This window comes from Mycobacterium sp. AMU20-3851 (genome assembly GCF_043974665.1).
Lineage (GTDB): Bacteria > Actinomycetota > Actinomycetes > Mycobacteriales > Mycobacteriaceae > Mycobacterium.
In genome coordinates, this window is the sequence record NZ_CP146371.1 from 3,968,689 (window position 1) to 3,988,138 (window position 19,450).

Sequence of the window (19,450 nt, forward strand, 5' to 3'; positions counted from 1 at the left end):
CGCTCAGGTCGCTGTCGAACGTGGGCGACGATCAACACGTGTACTGCTGTCAGAGGCCAAGGCGGCGACAAGCTGATCCAAGTCATCGAATCGCCACGCGCTCCGCGCCACACCATCAGCGGCGCGGCAGCTCCCCCGACCGGCCGTGTCAGGGTCCATCCTTCACGCAGCCGTTCTGCGACGTACGTGACGAACGACTTCCCGATACACATATGCGACTTCAGCTTGCCTGGTCCGATTCGCTACCGACCAACACTGCTTCTTACCCGCGTTCTCAGCACTCCGGGCGGCCAGCCGCGCATCCGTCCAGGAGCGATCTGCCAGGTCTCTCGTAACCAGCGTTGACGCAGTATGCGCGTCTGGCAAACTGTGTTTCATCCATCAACCCCGTCGCGACGGGTGTTCGGCAGGACATCAACTCATGAAGCATGACCCCGACGATCTTGAGCGCTTCGTATCTGCGCAAAATGCAGAAGGAAGGTTCGACTCGGCCGTCCGCGAGCTGCGGGCCGGGCGAAAAAAGTCGCACTGGATTTGGTTCGTTTTTCCGCAGTTGCGTGGCTTGGGAGGAATGGGAGCAGCAGACTATTTCGGCATCGAGGACAGGGCCGAGGCAATCGCCTATCTCGATCATGCGGTGTTGGGCCCGCGCCTCCGGCACTGCACTCAGCTGCCTCGCGCAGTCCAGCGTCCGCGACATCCACCTGCTCATGGGCAGCGGAGTTGACGCGACAAAGCTGCAGTCGTCGATGACATTGTTCGCGGCCGCTTCCGAGGACAACAGCGAATTCGTCAAGGTTTTACGCAAGTACCACCAGGGCGGCAGGGACCTCGCGACCCTTCGCATGCTGGGGCCGACGCCCTCCACACACCATGCCTCGCCTCCGGAGCCTGCACGGGGCCGACGGCGATTCTTGGGACGGCTTCGCAGAAAAAGCAGTGACAAGCGTCGTTGACCAATCCTTCTAGTGCGACCCCAGAGTTGCTCTGGCAGTACAAAAGGCGCGCGTCTGCCTCCCTGTGAGTCAGAGAACGTCACCATTCATGGCGAGGCAAGCACGGCATGCGCCGAATGCATCGACGAAGAGCCCGAACCCCGCTCATTCCCACCGGAGGCGGATCAATCTCGCCTACATCGATCCGCCCTTTAACGCCGGTTGTCAGCGCCCCTGCTATGGAGACCGTCTCGACATCGACGTGTAGCTGACTCTTCTGCGCGACTGCCTCAATCTGGTGAAACTGCTTCTGTCCGATGAGGGCTGGGTGTGGGCCGACCTCAAGGCAACGAATAGCACTGCGCACGCGTGGTACTCAACGAAGTCCCCGGGCCGGCCTGCACGCCCCAACGCTTGCTCAGACGAACTCTCTCCGGACGTTTGATCCCACAGGCAATCGACGTCCTCTTGCTCCCAGCGCTCGCGACCAAAGACCACGACGGGCGGCGGGGTTCGCCGTCGTCGATTACGACGCGGACCTTGATATCGCATGCAAGGAGAAAGCCGTCGAACTCGGACTCCTGATATGGCCCGTCGCCCTGAGTGGCCACCAAGGGGCCAAGTACGCCACGACAGATCGTACTGTTCCGAGCCAGGTACGGGAGAACATGCTCCCAAGGGAACTGGGCCGCAGACACCGCTAGATCGTCCTACTTGCGTCGTGCATCCACGGGGGCACCAGAAGCGGCCCGAAATGCCCGACCAGGGAGCTCAGGGCGGGTGTGTGGCGGTTCATTCGTGGAAGAGAACACCACGCAGACCATTGCTGACCGAATTTCATCGTTGAGCCCTGCCTAAAAACGGCAACTTCCACGGATCGCCTACCAGCATTCGCCGGCATGGGTGAGTCCGCAGGAGCAGGGACGCTCACGCGAAGCGGTGCGGGTCGGGCGACTTTCAGTGCGACCGTGCTTGCACTGGAGCGGGATCGGTTTGAGGTCTGGGATGTACTCCGCCTTCAATCGCGCTAGCCCCGTGTCAATATGCTGTTGCAGTTCTCCAGACATCTCGTTTCTGAAATGCAACAGCGCACGCAAAACGCCGTCCTCGTGGCCGGCTTGTGTCTTGGACACTGAGGCTTTCCCGTTCGCCACCCTGTGCACTGCCGCCCGGAGCGCAACGATGCGGTCAGTCCGCACACTGCGTTCATCTGCCGCCTGGTCCACACCCCGACCAGCCTCCTCGTCGCGCAGCGCATTGCCGTAGTGGCAGTCTGCGCGCCGCAGCAATGTCACGATCTCCGCGCGAAGCGGAAAATCCCTGTCCCTCAACACTGCCCCCAGATCGTTCATTTCGTTATTCGGATCCCACTGCCATCGCTCCGCACCGTCGGACGCAGTCGGCACTCCGATAACGCGACGACCCAATCGACGACTCGTAAGCACTTTAAATCACGACATCTGCAGTTCGCAGGGGATCAGCTCGACAATGAGCAAATATTGACGCTGTTGCAGATACTGGTCAGGCCAATCGCACCACCGGCCGAGCCGTTTGTCTTGGGCGCGCCCGACTTCGATGCAACAGGACAAACAGTCACGCCGCGACTGGCTCCACCGTCTTGTGCCCGTCACCGGCACTCCAGGGCGTGACATGGTACAGCCGCGCCAGAAGCAACGCGGATTGACGTTCGGGGCCTCTCGCATCGCCACAGACGTTTGTCGAAGTCTCCCCGTCAACACATGCTTCGATTCGATACCGTTAGCAGTCAGGAAGCTGATGCCGGCAATCGTCAGAGTGAGTCCGGGGTGGTCCCAGCAAACGAGTTATATCTGGAGGGTGTTCGTATGAGTATGACTTTCGCTCAGCGACTCAATCGTCTGTTCGATACGGTCTATCCACCTGGAAAGCGGCGCCCGTACACCTCGGCAGAGGCGGTGGCCAGCGTTCGGGCCGCCGGGACCCCGATGTCAGCGCCATATTTGTCTCAGTTGCGTTCGGGCAAGCGCGACAACCCGTCGACCGCGACTATGGAAGCGCTCGCAACCTTCTTCGGGGTCGATGTTGCCTACTTCTCCGACGGCGATTACGCCGGCCGTCTCGACGGAGAGCTTGAAGCTTTAGCTCGCTTCCGCCGCGAAACTGATCGAATTACGGTCACCGGCCCCGCCGGCGAAGCTTACGGAGCCGCTGGTACAAGGCTCTCTTCCCAAACCCGAGCACCGACCCAAATCCTTGCCAACGACGACTTCGACAATGAAGAGCTCGCTGAGAAACTCAATGAACTTTTCGAGACGACGGTCAGCCCAACCGGGGAACCGTACTCCTCGGAGGAGGTTGCGTCCCTACTCCAGAGCGATGGACTTGCCGTTACAAGTAGGCTCATATCGCAGCTCCGCGCTGGTATTGCCGGCCGCCCGAGTGACACGACTCTCGATGCTCTCGCGTTCTTCTTCAATGTCGGCAAGGAATATTTTCAAGATCGATCGACCTCGGTGCCGCCCCCGGGCCGGACGGTCGCCTCAAGCGGGCAGCCAACTCCTCCAATAACGGTCGACTCGCGTCTATCGGCAGTTCGCATTCGGCTGGATGACGTGAGCCGTTGCGTATCGGCGTTGGCTGATTCGTCGATCCGCTGCATCGAAGAACGGCCTCGTGACCCCTGCCCGAGCACGCAGACTGCTCGTGCTTGCCTCCGAACTAAGTGTCCTGGCGGCCTCATCAGATCACGAACTAGTAGCCATACCAATCGACCTGTGCAATCGCCTCCGTTGTGAGTGGCCTGATCCACACCCTGAGTCGATCGTTGACCGTGCACTGCATAAGCGCATCACGGCAGCGTGAGATTGTCGCGAATGAGTTTTCCTGCGCTCGCCGATCATGCGACTTAAGACTCGTGGGAAGCTGTAGCCGCCCCTTCGTCACAATTGGAAGATCTCATGCCGCCGACAACCGTCGATGCGCCGACGCTTTACCAAAAAGTCGGGCATCTTCTCCAGCAAGGCATGCGGACGTCGACGTACAAACTCGCGACTTTGTCTGCATTGATCGACTTCTGCGTTTCCCAACAACTGTCGCCGAATAACACGCTCGAAGTCCCGCTCGAGGATCTAGCTCGGCGGGTTTTCGCGATGTACTGGCCGCAGACGGAACCGTTCCGCGAGATCCGACTTCGACAGTCGACTCAGGCGGCTTCCCGAATCTTCGATTCCATCGAAAGTGTGCGGACAGCATCGCGCAGCCACCCGAATACTGCTCTGCCCGAGGCGATAGAGCGTGCCCCACAGATCTACCGGCGCGCGATCGACAACGTCGCCCTGGTGTTGGCTCAACATCCCCTGCCACGGTTGCAACGGGTTCCAGGGGCCGCGCGGAGCCTGAACTTGCTGTTCGATGATTCGTTTCTTCACGACAACGTGACGAGACACGACCTTACAAAGCACAACAACGCGATCAAGCTGCACGTCGGAATAGCTGCCGGTCTGTCAGAACTTCGACCTAGGCTGCAGCCTCTGATCCGTAGTATCTGGGTCGATGACGTGATTCGCTTCAACAAACTGATGCCAGATCTGAGAGAGCCCGTCGCCAACCATCTCTTCGGTGCGCACAGCGGCGATATGGTGCAGCGTCCGTTGGCCGGACAGGCCGAACCGCCAAGTTCCCAAAACTCGTCGTTACCGGCACGCGAAGGCCTCCCGACCACAGCGGTCGTCCAATCCCACGAACAGTGCACTACCGGTGTTCGAGATTGGGGTCTTGTCGTAGGTGCTGGTCTCCGAGAGATCGCTGCGCTCTGTGAGATCCGTCCTGACGGTTGCTGGGTCGCTCCTTCCAACGGACCTGTCCGGTGTCGGCACCTAATGGACGCAAGCAACCCAATCGACCTGCCGAGAATCCCGCTGCACCGTTGGGCGTGGATGGTGGACAACGGTCGATCCCACCAGGCTGTTCCACCACACCTCCTACAGATCCACCGAAGCTGCAATGTGACGACTTGCTGCAACCCGGAACACCTCTACCCAGCCGCCCCGGGTGGGACCGAACTAACGCAGCAACAGGTCGACTCGATACTCGATAGATCCTCCCCCAACTCCACTCGAGCATTGAAAATCCATGAGGGTGCGGGCGAACGAACAGCGTTTTCCGCGAAGACGACGGTTCTCACAGAAAATCTGTCCGAGTTGGCCGAGCTCTGCACCATCAGTGCGTCGGGCTGTTGGATCTCGCCGACGACGTCCGCACTTCCATGTCGTCTGTCAGGTGACGAACGGCCTGTCGAAGAGCTCCCACGCTTCACCACCCACCGTTGGGCGTGGAAAGTTGCCAACGAGTGCGCTCGACGTCCCCTGCCTGGTAGCCAATTTCAGGTTTGGAAGCGCTGCTCCACTCGTCGTTGCTGCAACCCCGATCACTTGTATCTCACGGACCAGCAGGGAACTGAATACACTGCTGCAGAAGCGGAGAAAGAGCTAGCGAGATATGCCCACGCTACTGGCCTTAAGGCAGTAAGCCGTGACGCACTGAGGATTGGCGAGCCGCCGTCGACCAGCGGTAGGCATCGGGCTCCCGACATCGGCGATAACCCGCCGCCCATTGGTCATCGCGAGCCAATGGCCGAGCCACAGGCCATGGTCGTCGCCGATCGCTTGAACAAGTTGATAGATACACGAAGTGAGCTCGGCCCGGACGCCAACGCGCAGATTGCTGCATCACTTCAGGAAGATGGCCTGGCGGTATCCGAGGGCGTCATCGCAAGACTACGAACGGGTTCCGGCCCCTTGCCCAACATCGGCACCATCGAAGCGATCGCCTACTACTTCAATGTCGAGACCGCTTACTTCCTCAGCGGCCATACCGCCGATACACCACCGCCGCACAGCCAGGCATCGAATCTGACCAATTCCCATGTGCGGGAAGGCCGCGAAGAAGATGTCGACCACCCCCTCGAACTGAAGGCCCAGCACGTCGATCGGGCTGCGTTAGGCCAGGTGATTCGACATATCTCAGAATCGATCATGGAGTGCCTCGGCGCTGATCGACCTGACCTCGAGCGGGCCCGTCGCCTGGCCTCTTGGATCGGTGACTTGTCCACCTCGATCGATTCAGCGAGCGATACAACGTCGCTCAGCCTCAGCCTGGTTCGGCGCATAATCGAAGAGTCCGGACCCGGCCACGGTACGCTGCGCATTTCAAAATCGTCGGCACCCACGTCAGAACAGCCCGCGCCGGCCAGACCAACCTCACACAGGCTTCCCGAGCGAACCTCGAAGCAATCCACCTCACCGCAAAAGAGCGAGGGAGACTGGACGCGCCAAACTTTCATCGACTCTGTCCACGACCAGTCTGATCGCGCCTTTCTGTTACGCATTCTCGAGCTGCTCGACGCGAACTTCAATCTCCCTCCTCTCGGTTCTCGCGCTCCCCTGCACTTCGGCACACGCCCGTATGGTGCAGTGTTCGTGTACCCGTTCGGGCTACGACACCCGCCGTTCCGTCTCGGCATCAACTCCGAAGGCCAGCTCACCATCAGAGGCTGCTGGCGCGGATTCCCGAAAGTGACCGGTCACTTCGGTTTCGGTGATCTCGCGCGGCTACTTGGACAGGACGAACTCGGACCGGCACAAAACGTGCCTGTGAAAGGACTTGACGCCGAAGAGGTTTGGAACGTCGCGGTCAAAGTGGCTCGCGCGATTAACAGATGATGCGACTCGCATAGCAACCTGTCCCAGGGTGCGTCAGTCGGTCTCATCCTCCCAAGCAGGCGCCTCGAATACCTCGTCGTCCTCCGAGAGATCCACCGAGAGATCCTCGTCTTCGAAGTCGGCCGGCGCCTCGACACCGTACAAGCGACGAAGATCCCACTCGTTGATCCAGCGACGGACATATAGCCGCATCGGATTCTGACGGCGGAATTCGATATCCAACTCGGGGGCGTCCCATCCGTAGGCACGACTGTGCGCCTCTCGAAGGATGCTGTGCGCCTTCCGAAGCTGCGAAACTGTCATCGGTGCGAGGTGAACCGCGTCGTCAATGGCCGCGATTGCAGCCGTGGCGAACGGGATGGCTGCAGTATCCGCAGGACGCTGCTTTCGTTCGAGCAACTCGGGCACCTGCCAGCGGTCACCTTTCGACCCGAGGACTGTGAACATAAAGTCGTCGATGACCGTGGCGAGAACCGCCAATCCGTCGACACGGTGATCACGGCGCAGCCCCAACCAACGACCCAACTGTGCATACGCCCGCGCCCTGGAAATTGGTCCGTACTTCGAGATCAGTTCCGTCTCGTCAAGGAAGATCACCCAGCCTCGGTAGCCGCTGACCTGACAGAATCTCGATAGAAATCGGATCGTCTGCCACGGTCGATCTAGTGAAGTTACGGCCTCTATGGGCGATGAAACCCCGTACTCGGCCATCCGGCGCCGGATCGATGTAATCTGAACGGTCTCGCCGCTGAAGTACTTCAACACGAGGTCGATAACCTCGGGATCCTCGATGCCTTCGTCGCGAAGCTCCAATAGAGCTCTGAACGTAGAGGACACGCCGGACTCTGCTGTGCCACACCACTTCTTCAGGTCCTTCGCAGCCGGACGACTCGACTGAAATCCCAATATCGTGTCCAGCAGGAACCCTGCCGGCTTCTCGCGCGCCTGCATGGCCCCGATCGCAGCTTGAACGACCCGGGCAGGCAGGTGCAACGGAGTCTCTTTGCTGATCGCAATCTTGCTCGAAACGAAGTTGCTTTCCAGCGCCCGCTGGTGGAGTTCCTCGACGAGGTGGGATTTTCCGGAACCGAACGTCCCGGATATGACGAAGCCAGTAGCGTCTTTGGCGTGAAATTCGGCTGCGTTACCAAGCTTCCGATCGAACGCGTTAATGATCTCTGACTGAGCCGAACTGAGTGCTCGGACCGCATCGCCGTTCGGGACGCCAGCGCGAAGAGCTTCGATCGCACGACGTTCCGAAATGGTCTGTCTGTTCATGCCGAGAAGGACCTCCTCTCGGCTGCACCGCTGAGGAGCACCGAGTTCGACAGTGGGTTCGGCACAGTAGACTCCGGAAAACCGCTGACCCGAAACTGCAATGCCTGATACATGCCCATGCCACGACCTCGCGGATCGATCGACAGGAACTCTCGGGGCATGGCGAAGACCAACAAGACATGACTCATGTCGTCGGTCTCATCGATGAACTCCCGCATGACCTCGTACACGTCCGACAGTGTCGTTCGTGTGTAGAAGACTGTGCCGTCGTGTGGATTTCGCGACTGGGCGAGGCAGAGCGCATTGACGTACAGCACCGCACCACGCCACTGCGATTGCGGCAGCCAGGTCAGTACGGACCTGAGGATTCCCCGTGCGTTGTAGCGGGTGACTTTCTGCACGATGCCGAAGTCTCGAAGCTCCCGGACGCCCGACACTGTTCCACGAAGCCACCGTTCAGGCACGCCACCTGCACTACCGACGTCTTTCCCCTGTAGTACGTCCCGGGCGATGCTCCACAGGGCATACCGCACGTCACGCACCAATCGGCGATCGCGCATTATGCCCGTGCGGATTCGGTCATTCACAATTTCGTGGACGACGCCTGCTGCGATGCCGTTCATCTCCGCGATCTCGCGGAGCACAAATCCGTCTGCACCGGAGGGTACTTCGTAGCCTTCGTCGACAACGGCTTGTAGCAGGAACGACGCCATGACTTCTCTGAAGTCGATCTGCTCGGCGACTGCCTTGAGGATTTCATTCGGGTAGTGCAGCTTGGTCTGGCTTCCATCGACGTCGAAGAAATGTAGTCTCGATTCGTCTGCGAGCCCGCGGAGAGCTGTTCTGGTTCGGCCAATGTCGATGGGTGATTCACCGATCGCGAAGCGTACGAGCGCGCCGCCCGCACCGACGAATTCGGCGAGATCCTGTCCTATCACCGCTGCCCAGTCCTCAGGGTGCAGAGGGATCATCACACACCCCTATCCAAGAACTCGACAGACAGGTACTTGCGGCTTTCAGATTCCTTGCTAAAGAACACCATGTCAGTGCGGTTTGCAGGGGGAAACCGTAACGACGGTGCGGAGGCTCGGTCCATCTCCTCTGCGAGGCGATGGACCGAGTAGTAGAACTCACCCTTGGTGAGGCCCCCGCGTTGCGGTCCCTTACCGCTGCCGTCCTCCGACAGAATTTCGTAGATATCGTCGAGGCCGATGGAACTCGTCGTGACTCCTGCACGGCGTAAGACCTGGCGGATCTTGGTGAGCACGGCCGCAAATTGCTTCACGTTGAACTTTTCGTTCACGGCTCCGGCGACCGCGTCAGCGACCACCGATGGGCGCACAGAGTCCAGTTTGTCACCGTTGAGCACCACTTCCAGCTGCCCCTTCGAGCCCTGCGCGACGGTGAACCAAGACGGGTACGCCAGCCAGTACGGCTCCGGCCCTCTTGTCACGGTGATACCCCGCGCATCCAGCAACTCAATGACCTCGCGGGCCAACTTGTCACCGGCATCGCGGATGTCAACGGCGGAGGCCTTTCGTTCTACGGCGCTCAATCGTTCGACGCGGTCGGTGAGCTCCCTGATCGAATCGGACACTCTCTTCAGTTGCCCTGATGCTGTTCCGGTTCGTCCGCTGAGAGCGTTCTCAGCGAGAGAATTCAAACCCGTGCGGACCTTCGTGGCCAGCTGTGTCGCCTCCTTGGCGAGCACTGCGAGTTCATCGAGGCGCTGCTCTAACGAGCTTCGATCGCTGTCTGCCGAATGTGCCGCAGTCGCGTCGAACAGTTCCGAATCCTGCACCGACGAAAACTCCCATCTATAAGAAGCGCGCGCAACCTGACCGATAATTGCTGCCGCGTTCTTATACGATGCCGGCTAGGTACGACAAATTGGTGAGGTTGGGGACTTGGCAGTGCATTCAGGTGGTTGGCAGGACATCGATTCCGAGCTGGCGAGCTATTTGATCGACTCGAACCATCGCAGTCTCCAGTCCTACGCCAGCAGGCCCGAGTGGCTCGAAGAGCACGCCCATATCGAGGAAGGCATAGCCGAAGGGGGCTACGGCCACCGGCAGGTGTACGAACTGGTCCAGAACGGTGCCGACGCAATGGTGCATCGAGCCGGTGGACGAATCGAAGTTATCCTGACCGCTACGCACCTTTACTGTGCCAACGAGGGCGACCCGATCGACAGATCGGGCTTGGAGGCGCTACTCGGCTCGAACATGTCCAGAAAGCGCGGTGATGAGATCGGGCGCTTCGGTCTCGGATTCAAGTCCGTGCTTGCTGTGACCGGCGAGCCGGAATTCTTCTCCAAATCCGTCAGCCTCCGATTCAGCGGCGACTATTCACGCGCGATGATCGATCAGGCGGTGCCCACGGCCACCGATATCGCGATCCCGATCCTGCGGCTCGGACAACCCGTCAACCCAGCCGTGGAGGCGGAGACCGACCCGGTCCTCGCAGAACTGATGTCGTGGGCAGCGACCGTCATCCGCTTGAAGCGCGAACCTGCGATCGACACCACCTGGCTCGCCGACGATCTGGAGAACTTTCCCGCCCAGTTTCTGCTGTTCACTCGGCACGTAACCGAACTCGTACTCGACGACCGGGTCAGCGGACGCCGACGTTCCATCGAGGTCCAGCGAGGTGGTCAGGAAGTTCGGCTCATCGAAGGCGCGAACGATCAACTTTGGCGGGTATTCCGCCGTGTCGTGGAGCCGACGCACGAAGCCCGGAAGGACGCGGGCAAACGGGCCGAACGCGACCGATTGCCGATCGATTGGGCAGTACCCACTTCGGGACCATCGGTAATCGGAAAGTTCTGGGCGTTCTTTCCGACAACTTTCGAGACCACATTGTCGGGCATCTTGAACGCCCCGTGGAAGACCAACCCCGACCGCGAGAATCTGCTCAAAGGTCCATTTAACGAATACCTTCTGGACGTTGCAGCCGAGTTGGTCGTCGACAACCTGCACAATGTCACCTCCAACACAGACCCCGCGAAACACCTCGACCGCATGCCCGCGCGTGGACGGGAGGCGCGCGGCTGGGCAGACCGACGAATCACTGAACGCGTCTACGAGCTGGCGGCGATGCGCGAATCACTGCCGGACCAAAGAGGCCTCCTAGCGGTTCCGCGCAACCTTCGTCTGCATCCCGAGCGCATTCCGGCCGATGCACTCGAGCAATGGTGCTCCTATGACTTCCGACCACACGGCTGGGTCCACTCGTCTGCCGACACCAGGGAGCGACGTCCCAGGGTTGAACGACTGTTGGAGGCCGCCTACGAAGGCTCCGACCAAACACCCGTGGCCACATATACGGAGTGGCTCGAAGCGCTCGCCGGTGCGGGAACACCGGACACGTCGGCTGCTGCGCTGGCCGTAGCCGAGTTGTTGAAACCACAGTTGTCGCCTTACGACTTCGCTGAGGTCAAAACCGCCCGAATTGTCCTGACCCAGACCGGCGAGTTGGCTGCGCCCGACCGGGACCGCCTCTTCGTCGGTGGTCGACCGGACGTCCCCGGCACCGCCCAGGTAGACGACCGCCTGGTCGACGGATCCTTCACAGAGAGAGTGCTACGCGAGACGTTCGGCATCGCTGACGTCGACCGCACGGCGGACCTGGCTGCCTATCTCGCGGCACACGCAGGCGAGGGCGGCTATTGGGCCACCATCTGGTCGAGGATCGGCGATATGTCCGTCGAACAGGCGGTGGAGGTGTTGCTTCGCCACCACTCACCGGGCGACATTCCTGTCCACACTCTGGCGGGGACCATGACGCCGCTCGGTTCGGCCTTTCTCCCGGGCGCAATCGTCGACGCCGCAGGATCCGATCCTGAATTCACGATCGACGAACAGCGGCATGCCGACACCCTGGATCTCCTGCGAGCGCTTGGGGCCACCGATCATCCTCATTCAGACGGCACCGCAACCGAGGACAACCGACAGACCTGGTTTGTGGACTATCTCGAGTACGTCCGAGCCGAGGTTCGTGCTACAGGCGTAACCATGGGCAAAGACGCCACTCTCGACTCGGACCAAACGTCGATTCCCAGCCACATCGGGCTGTTGATGCAACTCAGCGACGACGCCCGCGCTCGGTTGACAGACGAGCTGCTTCGCCTGAACCCTGATCAGAGCCGCTGGGCGTGGCGACACACCGGTGCGACAAATCCACCGGTCTCGACGGCATCGCCGACCATATGGATGCTGCAGAGATTCGGGCTTGTCGCTACATCCCTCGGCCCGCGGCCGGTGGCAGCGGCTGTCGGCGGGCCTGACTTGAAGCGTTTCGAGCGATTGCTCCCGCACTGTCGGCTGTCCGCTGAGGCGACCAGGGCGCTGGAGCTACCGAGCTGCATCGACGACTGCGCCGTAGACATCATCGAATCTGCGCTGGGGATGCTCGAATCCGAAACCGACGACGACATCATCGGTCGCTTCGTCGCCGCCGTCGCGACGCTAGTGCCGCCGCCGCAAGAGATACGATGCCGCATCGGGTCGGATCACGACAGTCGCCCACCGTCGGAGGTTACGGCGATCGCCAATCCCGATGTCTATCAACAACTTCGCGCGATCGAAAGCCCCATCATCCATGTTCCCGATCAGGCAGATGTCGATCGACTCGCCAAGGTGTGGGGCCTTCGCACGGAGGGCGACCTCATCACCACCGAAATCGGATACTCACTCTGCGCCGCCGAAGTACCACTGATCGAGGAGTTTCCGGGTCTGCGACTGTTGCCGAATATGGGCGAGCACCGCCATCTCACTCTACTGCGATGCAGCGAACTGACCAGGACCGTCCGTGCGGCCGGCGGCCAGACATCGAAATCGATCGAGAAGGCATTGTCCGATGGCAGGGTGTACTGGCTGGTGGACGATGTCGGTGATCCCACCACACATGACAGTGGCCTTCTCGAATTCGTCTCGCACCAACTCGGACTCGGATTGACTGATCCTCAAATCGCAGCGCTACTGCAGAATCAACGAGATGAGCAGCAGCGCAAGCAACTCGAGCACATCCGTGAGCAACCCGACGATGTCAGCCGCATCCTTGCATGCCTCGGGGCGGAGACACTCCGGCGATACGTTCCAGCTGCGTTGATCGAGGCCGTCGAGCAGCAGGGCCACCGTGCCGACGAACACATGATCGCGGAGATGGCCTTGGCCGTGCACGGCGTGGACATCCTACGTGAGGCAAAGGGGGACTTGGAGATCCGCGGCTTAATGCCGCCTGTTCAGTGGGCCGGCGGTCGCGCGGCGCAAGAGCTCGTCCGCGATCTGGGGTTTTCGCGCGAGTACGCTGGCTTTCCCGAAGACCGGCTGGCACAGACACACGAAGCCGTCGGACCTATCGACCTGAAGCCGTTGCACGACTTTCAAGAAACGGTGAGCGGACGGTTTCGTGAAACTCTGCGTTCGCGCGGGAAGACCAAGCGCGCAATGTTGTCACTGCCCACCGGAGCGGGAAAAACCAGAGTCGCCGTGCAGAGTCTCGTCGAACACTTCCGGGATGGTGAGATCGACGGACCGGTGCTCTGGATTGCACAGAGTGAGGAACTGTGTGAACAAGCCGTACAGGCGTTTGCCGAAGTGTGGCGAGCCATGGGACCGCCCGAAACGCTTACTATCGGAAGACTCTGGGACGCAAATAGTGCGGAGCCGGTTCCCGGCAGACCGCACGTTGTCGTCGCCAATATTCAGAAGTTGACAGTCTCCGTAATCGATGAAGAGCCATACGACTGGCTCGCGAAAGCCGCTGTCGTTGTGGTCGATGAGGCGCACCGCGGAGCCACGACACGGACCACCACGAGGCTATTGAAGTGGCTGGGATTGGAGGCCAAGGGCAACGACAGGTGCCCTCTGGTCGGTCTGACTGCAACGCCATTCATCGGCGCGAACGAACAGCAGACGAACATTCTGGTGAATCGGTATGGGAAGAAGCGCCTCGACATCGGGCTGTTCCCGCAGGACGACACCGAACAGTTGATCACCCTTCTTCAGGAGCGGCGAATTCTTGCGCGTGCTCGTCACGCCCAGATAAACGGTGTCGATATCGACCTCGACGATGAGCAGATGGCGAAGCTCGAACGCTTTCAGAAACTTCCGAGTGCGATCGAAGCTGAGCTTGGGTCGAACGCCAACCGGAATGCCGAATTGGTCGAATCCATCAAGAGCCAACCCACCGACTGGCAAATTCTGGTGTTCGCAGCATCGGTCGAGCACGCCCAGACGCTGGCGGCACTACTACGGTTGGCAGGCATCACTTCGGCAGCGATCACAGCCGAGACCAGACCGGGCGTGCGCCGCCATTACGTCCAGCAGTTCAAGGACCGCAAGGTTCGGGTCCTGACAAACTACGGCACTCTTACAACAGGATTCGATGCGCCCGAGGTACGCGCACTTTACGTGGCACGGCCCACATACAGCCCCAACCTCTACCTCCAGATGATCGGCCGCGGCCTCCGCGGTCCGGAGAACGGTGGCACCGAAGAGTGTCTTATCGTCGACGTCAAGGACAACGTGCAACGATACGGTGGGCGGCTTGCCTTCACAGACTTCGAGTTCCTATGGGACCAGGTAAGTGCTCGATAGCCCCGGCCTGACCGCCGAACAACTCAATGTTGTTGAGAGACCGGTCGCAGACAAGCTCATCGTCACCGCAGGACCAGGCACCGGAAAAACCCACACTCTGGTTTCACGGCTCGAGTTCCTGATAGCCGGCGACTCGGATGTCGCCGGCCAGGAGATTCTGTCGCTCAGCTTCTCTAGGGCTGCAGTGGGGGTTCTCAGACGCCGGGTATCCGCCCTGACATCCCGCGGTTCCCGAGCGAGAAGCACGACGTTCGACTCTTTCGCGACAAAATTGCTGAAACTCCACGGTCAGTCCGATCTAGACGGAGTCGACTACGACGCTCGGATCGCACGCGCCACCGAACTCCTGTCGCCAGGGTCAATCGATGAGCTACGCGATACTCGACATATTTTCGTGGACGAGGCTCAGGATCTCATCGGCGTCCGCGCCGATTTCGTCCTGAAGTTACTGACAACAACCGACTGTGGATTCACCGTGTTCGCCGACCAAGCACAGGCGATCTACGACTTCACCGGCGATTCGGCGGCTGGGCCTTCTTTCGTCGATCGTGTAATCGACCTGTGTGGGAGCCAGATCCACATCATTCACCTGACGACCAACCATCGGACGGAGGACCGTCAGCTGTTGGGCATCGCCGGCCTAGGAATGTCTCTTCGAGACAACAGCGCAGACCCGCGGGCGACGATCGATGCTTTGGTGCGGGCGACACGTGGTCTTCCTGCTGCTGGCTCGATCGACGACGCGGCACCATTGCTCGGCAGCAGCTCCAACGTCGCGATACTGACGCGGCGAAACAGCGAAGCATTGACTATTTCAGAAGTCCTCCACAACAAGGGTATTCGACACCGCTTACGTAGACGTGCCGACGATCCGGTCATCGGTTCATGGCTTAGTGAATTGACCCGGTCAGCGGAATTGAATCGGCTCACACTCAACGACCTCGAAAACGCAGCGCCGATACTGCCGTGGCCCGCCGATGTCACCTGGAATGCACTATCCAGAGCCTTCCGCCCAAGAAAGGGCGTACTGAACTTGTCGCAGTTGGGTGAGGCTTTGGCGGGCGGAATCCCGCCGGACGAGCTGCTCGAGGTGGGCGCAGAGGGAGTACTCATCTCAAGCATCCACCGTTCGAAGGGCCTCGAATTCGACACGGTGCTACTCGTTCCCTTCGACATCGATGATGACGATTGGCTGTTCGAGGCGCGAGTTCTATACGTCGGGATGACTCGAGCCCGGCTGAATCTGCTGACCCTGAACAAGGTCGACGACGGACGCTGGAGCTTCAGTAAGCGAGGTCAACGATGGAAGCGAATCGGTTTCGCAGGCAAACGCCGGTACACGACCGGCATAGAAGTCATGGGCGTCGACACCGTGACTTTCGACCCCGTCGGGGCGATAAAACCGAACGACGATCCTTCTGCGGTCAGTGATTACCTACTCGGCTCGGTTGTAAGCGGCGATCCAGTCACGCTAGCCCGTCGTGACGACGGTGATGCCGGAACGATCTATGACGTCCTGCACGCGGGCCGTTGGGTCGCCTCCACAAGGCCGCGATTCAGCGAAATACTGCAGTCGGAGTTGGATGAGAAACCGCTACCGGCCGTGATCGAGGGGTGCCGCGTCGAGGCCATCGCCACGACCGCACTGCCCGGGCCTGTGGCGGAGCTACTGGGAATAGGGACGCAACTCGTACCGACTTGTCGGATACAAGGTGTAGGTACTTGGTGATGAGTTGCAAAGGTCAGGGGGCATTGTGCCGAGTTTGACGGGCAAATACGAGTTTCGGAACGCGCTCACACGCGCGATGGTCGCCGACCTGGTCGGGCCCGCCGACGGACCCCTTGAGGTGATCGCCGACCCACCGATCACCCGATACGTGGCAGGAATCCTGTATCCGTCCGGTGGTGGATGGAGCGCCGCAGGCAAGGCAGATGCGGCCGAAGACATTGACGAGGACGAGGGTTACGACGAGTCGGCGATTCCGGACCCTGCGGTGGCGATGGCCAACGTGCGAAATCCTGCGTCGATGGGCTTGAGTTTTGCAGTGGACTCGGCTCGTGCGCAGTCCATCCGTATCGACGTGGAGGGCGCCCGCTATACGCCGCTCCCCCTGGAGCAGGGTGAGTCGGAACCTCGTTGGAAGCGTGTAGCGCTTGCGATTGAACCGGTCGCAGTCGACATCAGTAGCGCTGTCCATGGTGAGCGCCTGCCGTTGTCTGACGATTTAGCCCTGTTCACCAGAATCAGACCGGTGGATGCATCGGGCGTGATCGCAGTTACCGTCGTCCTGATCAACAACCGTAAGCCGACGAAGGCGTTCGACGAGCGAGACGCCGACGCAGTGTTCCAGCCATGCCTACGCATTGAGGCCCTAGACGGTGGAGCTGCCTTCGTCGAGCGCCTGGTTGCACTAGATTCTGGTGTCGACGACGACGAAATCCTATCGAATGAGCTTTTGTTCAGCCATGTGCCGAACCTGGCTGTTGGACACGGCTGTTCAGTTACCTGGGCGCCCACCGACCCGGACGGTCACTCGCCTCGCCTCGTGACAACGTTCACCCCGAGTTACGATTTGCCGCTCGCTGACTCGAATCCCAAGATCGACCTTCCCATGTTGGACATGCGAAAACTGGCGACCTCGGGTCGCAACGAAATCGTTCTGGGACTGCGCCAGCTCGCGGCCGGCTATCGCGAATGGATCGCAGAGACGGAGTCCGCAGCTCAATCGCTTGAAGGACGTCGCCGCGATACTGCCACGCGGCATGTCCGGCAGTGCCGAGATGCAGCTGACCGCATCGAAGCAGGCATCACGTTGCTCGAGCAATCCGCTGACGCCTTCCAGGCCTTTCGTCTGACCAACTTGGCGATGGTCGACCAGCGAATTCGTAGCGAACGAATACTCAACGGACGCCTCGAAAAGTCGCCGGATGAAATTCCTGCGCGATGGCGCCCGTTCCAGCTCGCGTTCGTACTTCTTTGCCTGGAGGGTATCGCCGATGAAACCAGCGACGACCGGACGACGGCAGATCTGTTGTGGTTCCCCACCGGCGGCGGAAAAACCGAGGCGTACCTCGGCCTGATCGCCTTCACGGTTTTCCTACGGAGACTGACGGGCCGCGGAGCGGGCGTCACCGCACTCATGCGCTATACGCTCCGACTGCTCACCATCCAACAGTTCGAACGAGCGACGCTGTTGATCTGCTGCTGTGAGTCGATACGTCGGCAACGAAAAGACCTCGGCACTGAAGAGATCTCGATCGGCCTCTACGTGGGAAGAAGCGCAACACCACTCACTCGGGCCGCAGCCGGCACTGCGATCAAGAAGCTGCGAGATACTCCCACTGCGATTCCCAAAGAAGGTAACCCAGTACAGTTTCAGAGCTGCCCGTGGTGCGGGGTACCTATGGGTCCGAACAACTACTGGATCGGCAAAGCCCCGGCACGACTGAACATCAACTGCAAGAACAAAAACTGCGAGTTCGCCGATCACCTTCCCGCGTATCTGGTGGACGAGGACGTCTACGATTTCCATCCCGCACTGGTGATCGGCACTGTCGACAAGTTCGCAGGTTTGCCGTGGCGAGACAAGGCGAGCGCCCTGTTCAACCGGGACCGGGCGACTCTGGCCGGTGTGGATCTGATCATCCAGGATGAGCTTCACCTGATTTCGGGCCCGCTGGGAACGCTGACCGGCCTCTACGAGACGGTGGTCGATCACTTGGCGAGTCGAAACGGCATCAAGCCCAAGGTCATCGCGTCCACGGCGACCATCCGCCGTGCGCAGGCGCAGGGAAATGCCTTATTCGACCGACCAATGATGCAATTTCCCCCACCCGGGATCGACTCTCGTGACTCCTATTTCGCGGTTGAGTCGGATCCGAGGACGAAGGGCAACCGCCGCTATGTCGGTGTGATGTCACCCGGTAAGAGTCAGACCACCTTGCTTGTGCGGGTCTATGCGGCCTTGCTCCAGTTCGCCGAACAGATCGAGGGTGAGCCTGACGACAAGGACCCATACTGGACGCTCGTCGGATACTTCAACAGCCTCAGGGTCCTCGCGGGTGCGCGTATGCAGGTTCAAGATGACGTCGAGGAACGAATCGATCTGCTCGCAGAGCAAGGACGGGTTCGCCGCGAACTAACCGACCCGATAGAACTCACCAGCCGTGCGAGCTCGGTGGACATTCCTGGCTACCTTAAGCAGATGAAGGTCACCCTTCCGGACCCTTCCACCCTCAGCGTTATTCTTGCCACCAACATGATCTCGGTCGGAGTCGACATCGACAGGCTGGGTCTGATGGCGGTGATGGGCCAGCCACAGTCCACTTCCGAGTACATCCAGTCCACCAGCCGCGTGGGGCGCCAGCATCCTGGACTCGTCGTGACGATCTACAACGGCGCTCGGTCGCGCGACAGGTCGCACTACGAATCTTTCGTGCCCTATCACTCTGCGCTGTATCGCGAAGTCGAATCCACCAGCGTGACACCGTTCAGCCCACGTGCAAGAGATCGAGGCCTACATGCAGTGCTCGTCGCACTTGCCCGGCATACAGTGAAACCTCTGCGCGGCAACAGCGATGCCGTGAATATTGCAGCGAACCGCGCAGCGGTCGACGACCTTCGCGATCTTATCCTCGCTCGGATCCACACCATCGATCCTGCGGAAGTCGTTCCCGCACGTTCTGAGCTCGACGGATTCATAGACACGTGGCAAAGACGAGCGGAAGAAGACAAGAAGCTGGTCTACGCCGACCGCGGCGAGCCCAGGCATGCGCTGCTGATCGAGGCGGCAGAGGACACCGGCGATCTTCCGAACGTGATGCCGACCCTGTGGAGCCTTCGTGACGTCGACCGTACTTCGAACCTCTACCTGGCGAGGTCATGATGTCAAGGATCCTCGGGGATGCGCGCCGAAGCCAATTGGTGACTACGTACGGC

8 protein-coding genes and 2 pseudogenes are annotated in these 19,450 nt (G+C 60.3%); 6 read left to right on the plus strand and 4 right to left on the minus strand.

Going from position 1 to position 19,450, the window contains the following annotated elements; translation table 11 throughout:
- Nucleotides 1-421: 421 nt before the first annotated feature.
- Nucleotides 422-851, plus strand: a pseudogene (locus tag V4U86_RS19115) (DUF1810 domain-containing protein); the annotation flags it as partial.
- 965 nt (nucleotides 852-1,816) lie between these two features.
- Here V4U86_RS19115 and V4U86_RS19120 read toward each other — a convergent pair.
- Entirely contained in the window at nucleotides 1,817-2,287 is a 471-nt protein-coding gene (locus V4U86_RS19120) for a hypothetical protein (protein WP_395307511.1), read from the minus strand.
- 492 nt (nucleotides 2,288-2,779) lie between these two features.
- On the opposite strand from V4U86_RS19120, the pseudogene V4U86_RS19125 reads away from it, so the two are divergent.
- Together V4U86_RS19125 and V4U86_RS19130 are read left to right on the plus strand one after the other, a co-directional pair.
- Nucleotides 2,780-3,073, plus strand: a pseudogene (locus V4U86_RS19125) (transcriptional regulator); the annotation flags it as partial.
- A gap of 798 nt (nucleotides 3,074-3,871) precedes the next feature.
- Nucleotides 3,872-6,634 (plus strand): hypothetical protein, encoded by a 2,763-nt coding sequence (locus V4U86_RS19130; protein WP_395307512.1) that lies wholly within the window; start codon nucleotides 3,872-3,874, stop codon nucleotides 6,632-6,634.
- Between the two features lie 33 nt (nucleotides 6,635-6,667).
- Here the strand turns inward: V4U86_RS19130 and V4U86_RS19135 are convergent, their stop codons facing one another.
- The 3 genes from V4U86_RS19135 to V4U86_RS19145 are packed head-to-tail and all read right to left on the minus strand — an operon-like array spanning nucleotide 6,668 to nucleotide 9,713.
- Nucleotides 6,668-7,912: a BREX system ATP-binding domain-containing protein gene (locus V4U86_RS19135; protein ID WP_395307513.1), complete on the minus strand. Its 1,245-nt coding sequence runs from the start codon at nucleotides 7,910-7,912 to the stop codon at nucleotides 6,668-6,670.
- Nucleotides 7,909-8,883, minus strand: coding sequence for a hypothetical protein (locus V4U86_RS19140; protein ID WP_395307514.1), 975 nt, complete (start codon nucleotides 8,881-8,883; stop codon nucleotides 7,909-7,911). Before V4U86_RS19140 ends, V4U86_RS19135 begins: the two co-directional genes overlap by 4 nt.
- The gene (locus V4U86_RS19145) at nucleotides 8,883-9,713 is read right to left on the minus strand and encodes a hypothetical protein (RefSeq protein ID WP_395307515.1); all 831 of its coding nucleotides are present in this window, start codon (nucleotides 9,711-9,713) and stop codon (nucleotides 8,883-8,885) included. Before V4U86_RS19145 ends, V4U86_RS19140 begins: the two co-directional genes overlap by 1 nt.
- Nucleotides 9,714-9,825: 112 nt before the next feature.
- On the opposite strand from V4U86_RS19145, the gene V4U86_RS19150 reads away from it, so the two are divergent.
- Genes V4U86_RS19150 through V4U86_RS19160 form a run of 3 tightly spaced genes read left to right on the plus strand, consistent with a single transcriptional unit; the run spans nucleotide 9,826 to nucleotide 19,397 of the window.
- A complete protein-coding gene (locus V4U86_RS19150) occupies nucleotides 9,826-14,511 on the plus strand; it encodes a DEAD/DEAH box helicase (RefSeq protein ID WP_395312116.1) in 4,686 nt (1,561 codons plus the stop codon).
- On the plus strand, nucleotides 14,501-16,240 hold the full coding sequence (locus V4U86_RS19155; protein ID WP_395307516.1) for a UvrD-helicase domain-containing protein: 1,740 nt from the start codon (nucleotides 14,501-14,503) through the stop codon (nucleotides 16,238-16,240). Before V4U86_RS19150 ends, V4U86_RS19155 begins: the two co-directional genes overlap by 11 nt.
- 34 nt (nucleotides 16,241-16,274) lie before the next feature.
- Complete coding sequence (locus V4U86_RS19160; protein ID WP_395307517.1) at nucleotides 16,275-19,397, plus strand: helicase-related protein; 3,123 nt, start codon at nucleotides 16,275-16,277, stop codon at nucleotides 19,395-19,397.
- Nucleotides 19,398-19,450: the final 53 nt, after the last annotated feature.

Bases quoted from the DNA above. Each gene is read 5' to 3' on its own strand.
- V4U86_RS19120 (WP_395307511.1), bottom strand. From the start codon at position 2,287: ATGAACGATCTGGGGGCAGTGTTGAGGGACAGGGATTTTCCGCTTCGC.
- V4U86_RS19130 (WP_395307512.1), top strand. From the start codon at position 3,872: ATGCCGCCGACAACCGTCGATGCGCCGACGCTTTACCAAAAAGTCGGG.
- V4U86_RS19135 (WP_395307513.1), bottom strand. From the start codon at position 7,912: ATGAACAGACAGACCATTTCGGAACGTCGTGCGATCGAAGCTCTTCGC.
- V4U86_RS19140 (WP_395307514.1), bottom strand. From the start codon at position 8,883: ATGATCCCTCTGCACCCTGAGGACTGGGCAGCGGTGATAGGACAGGAT.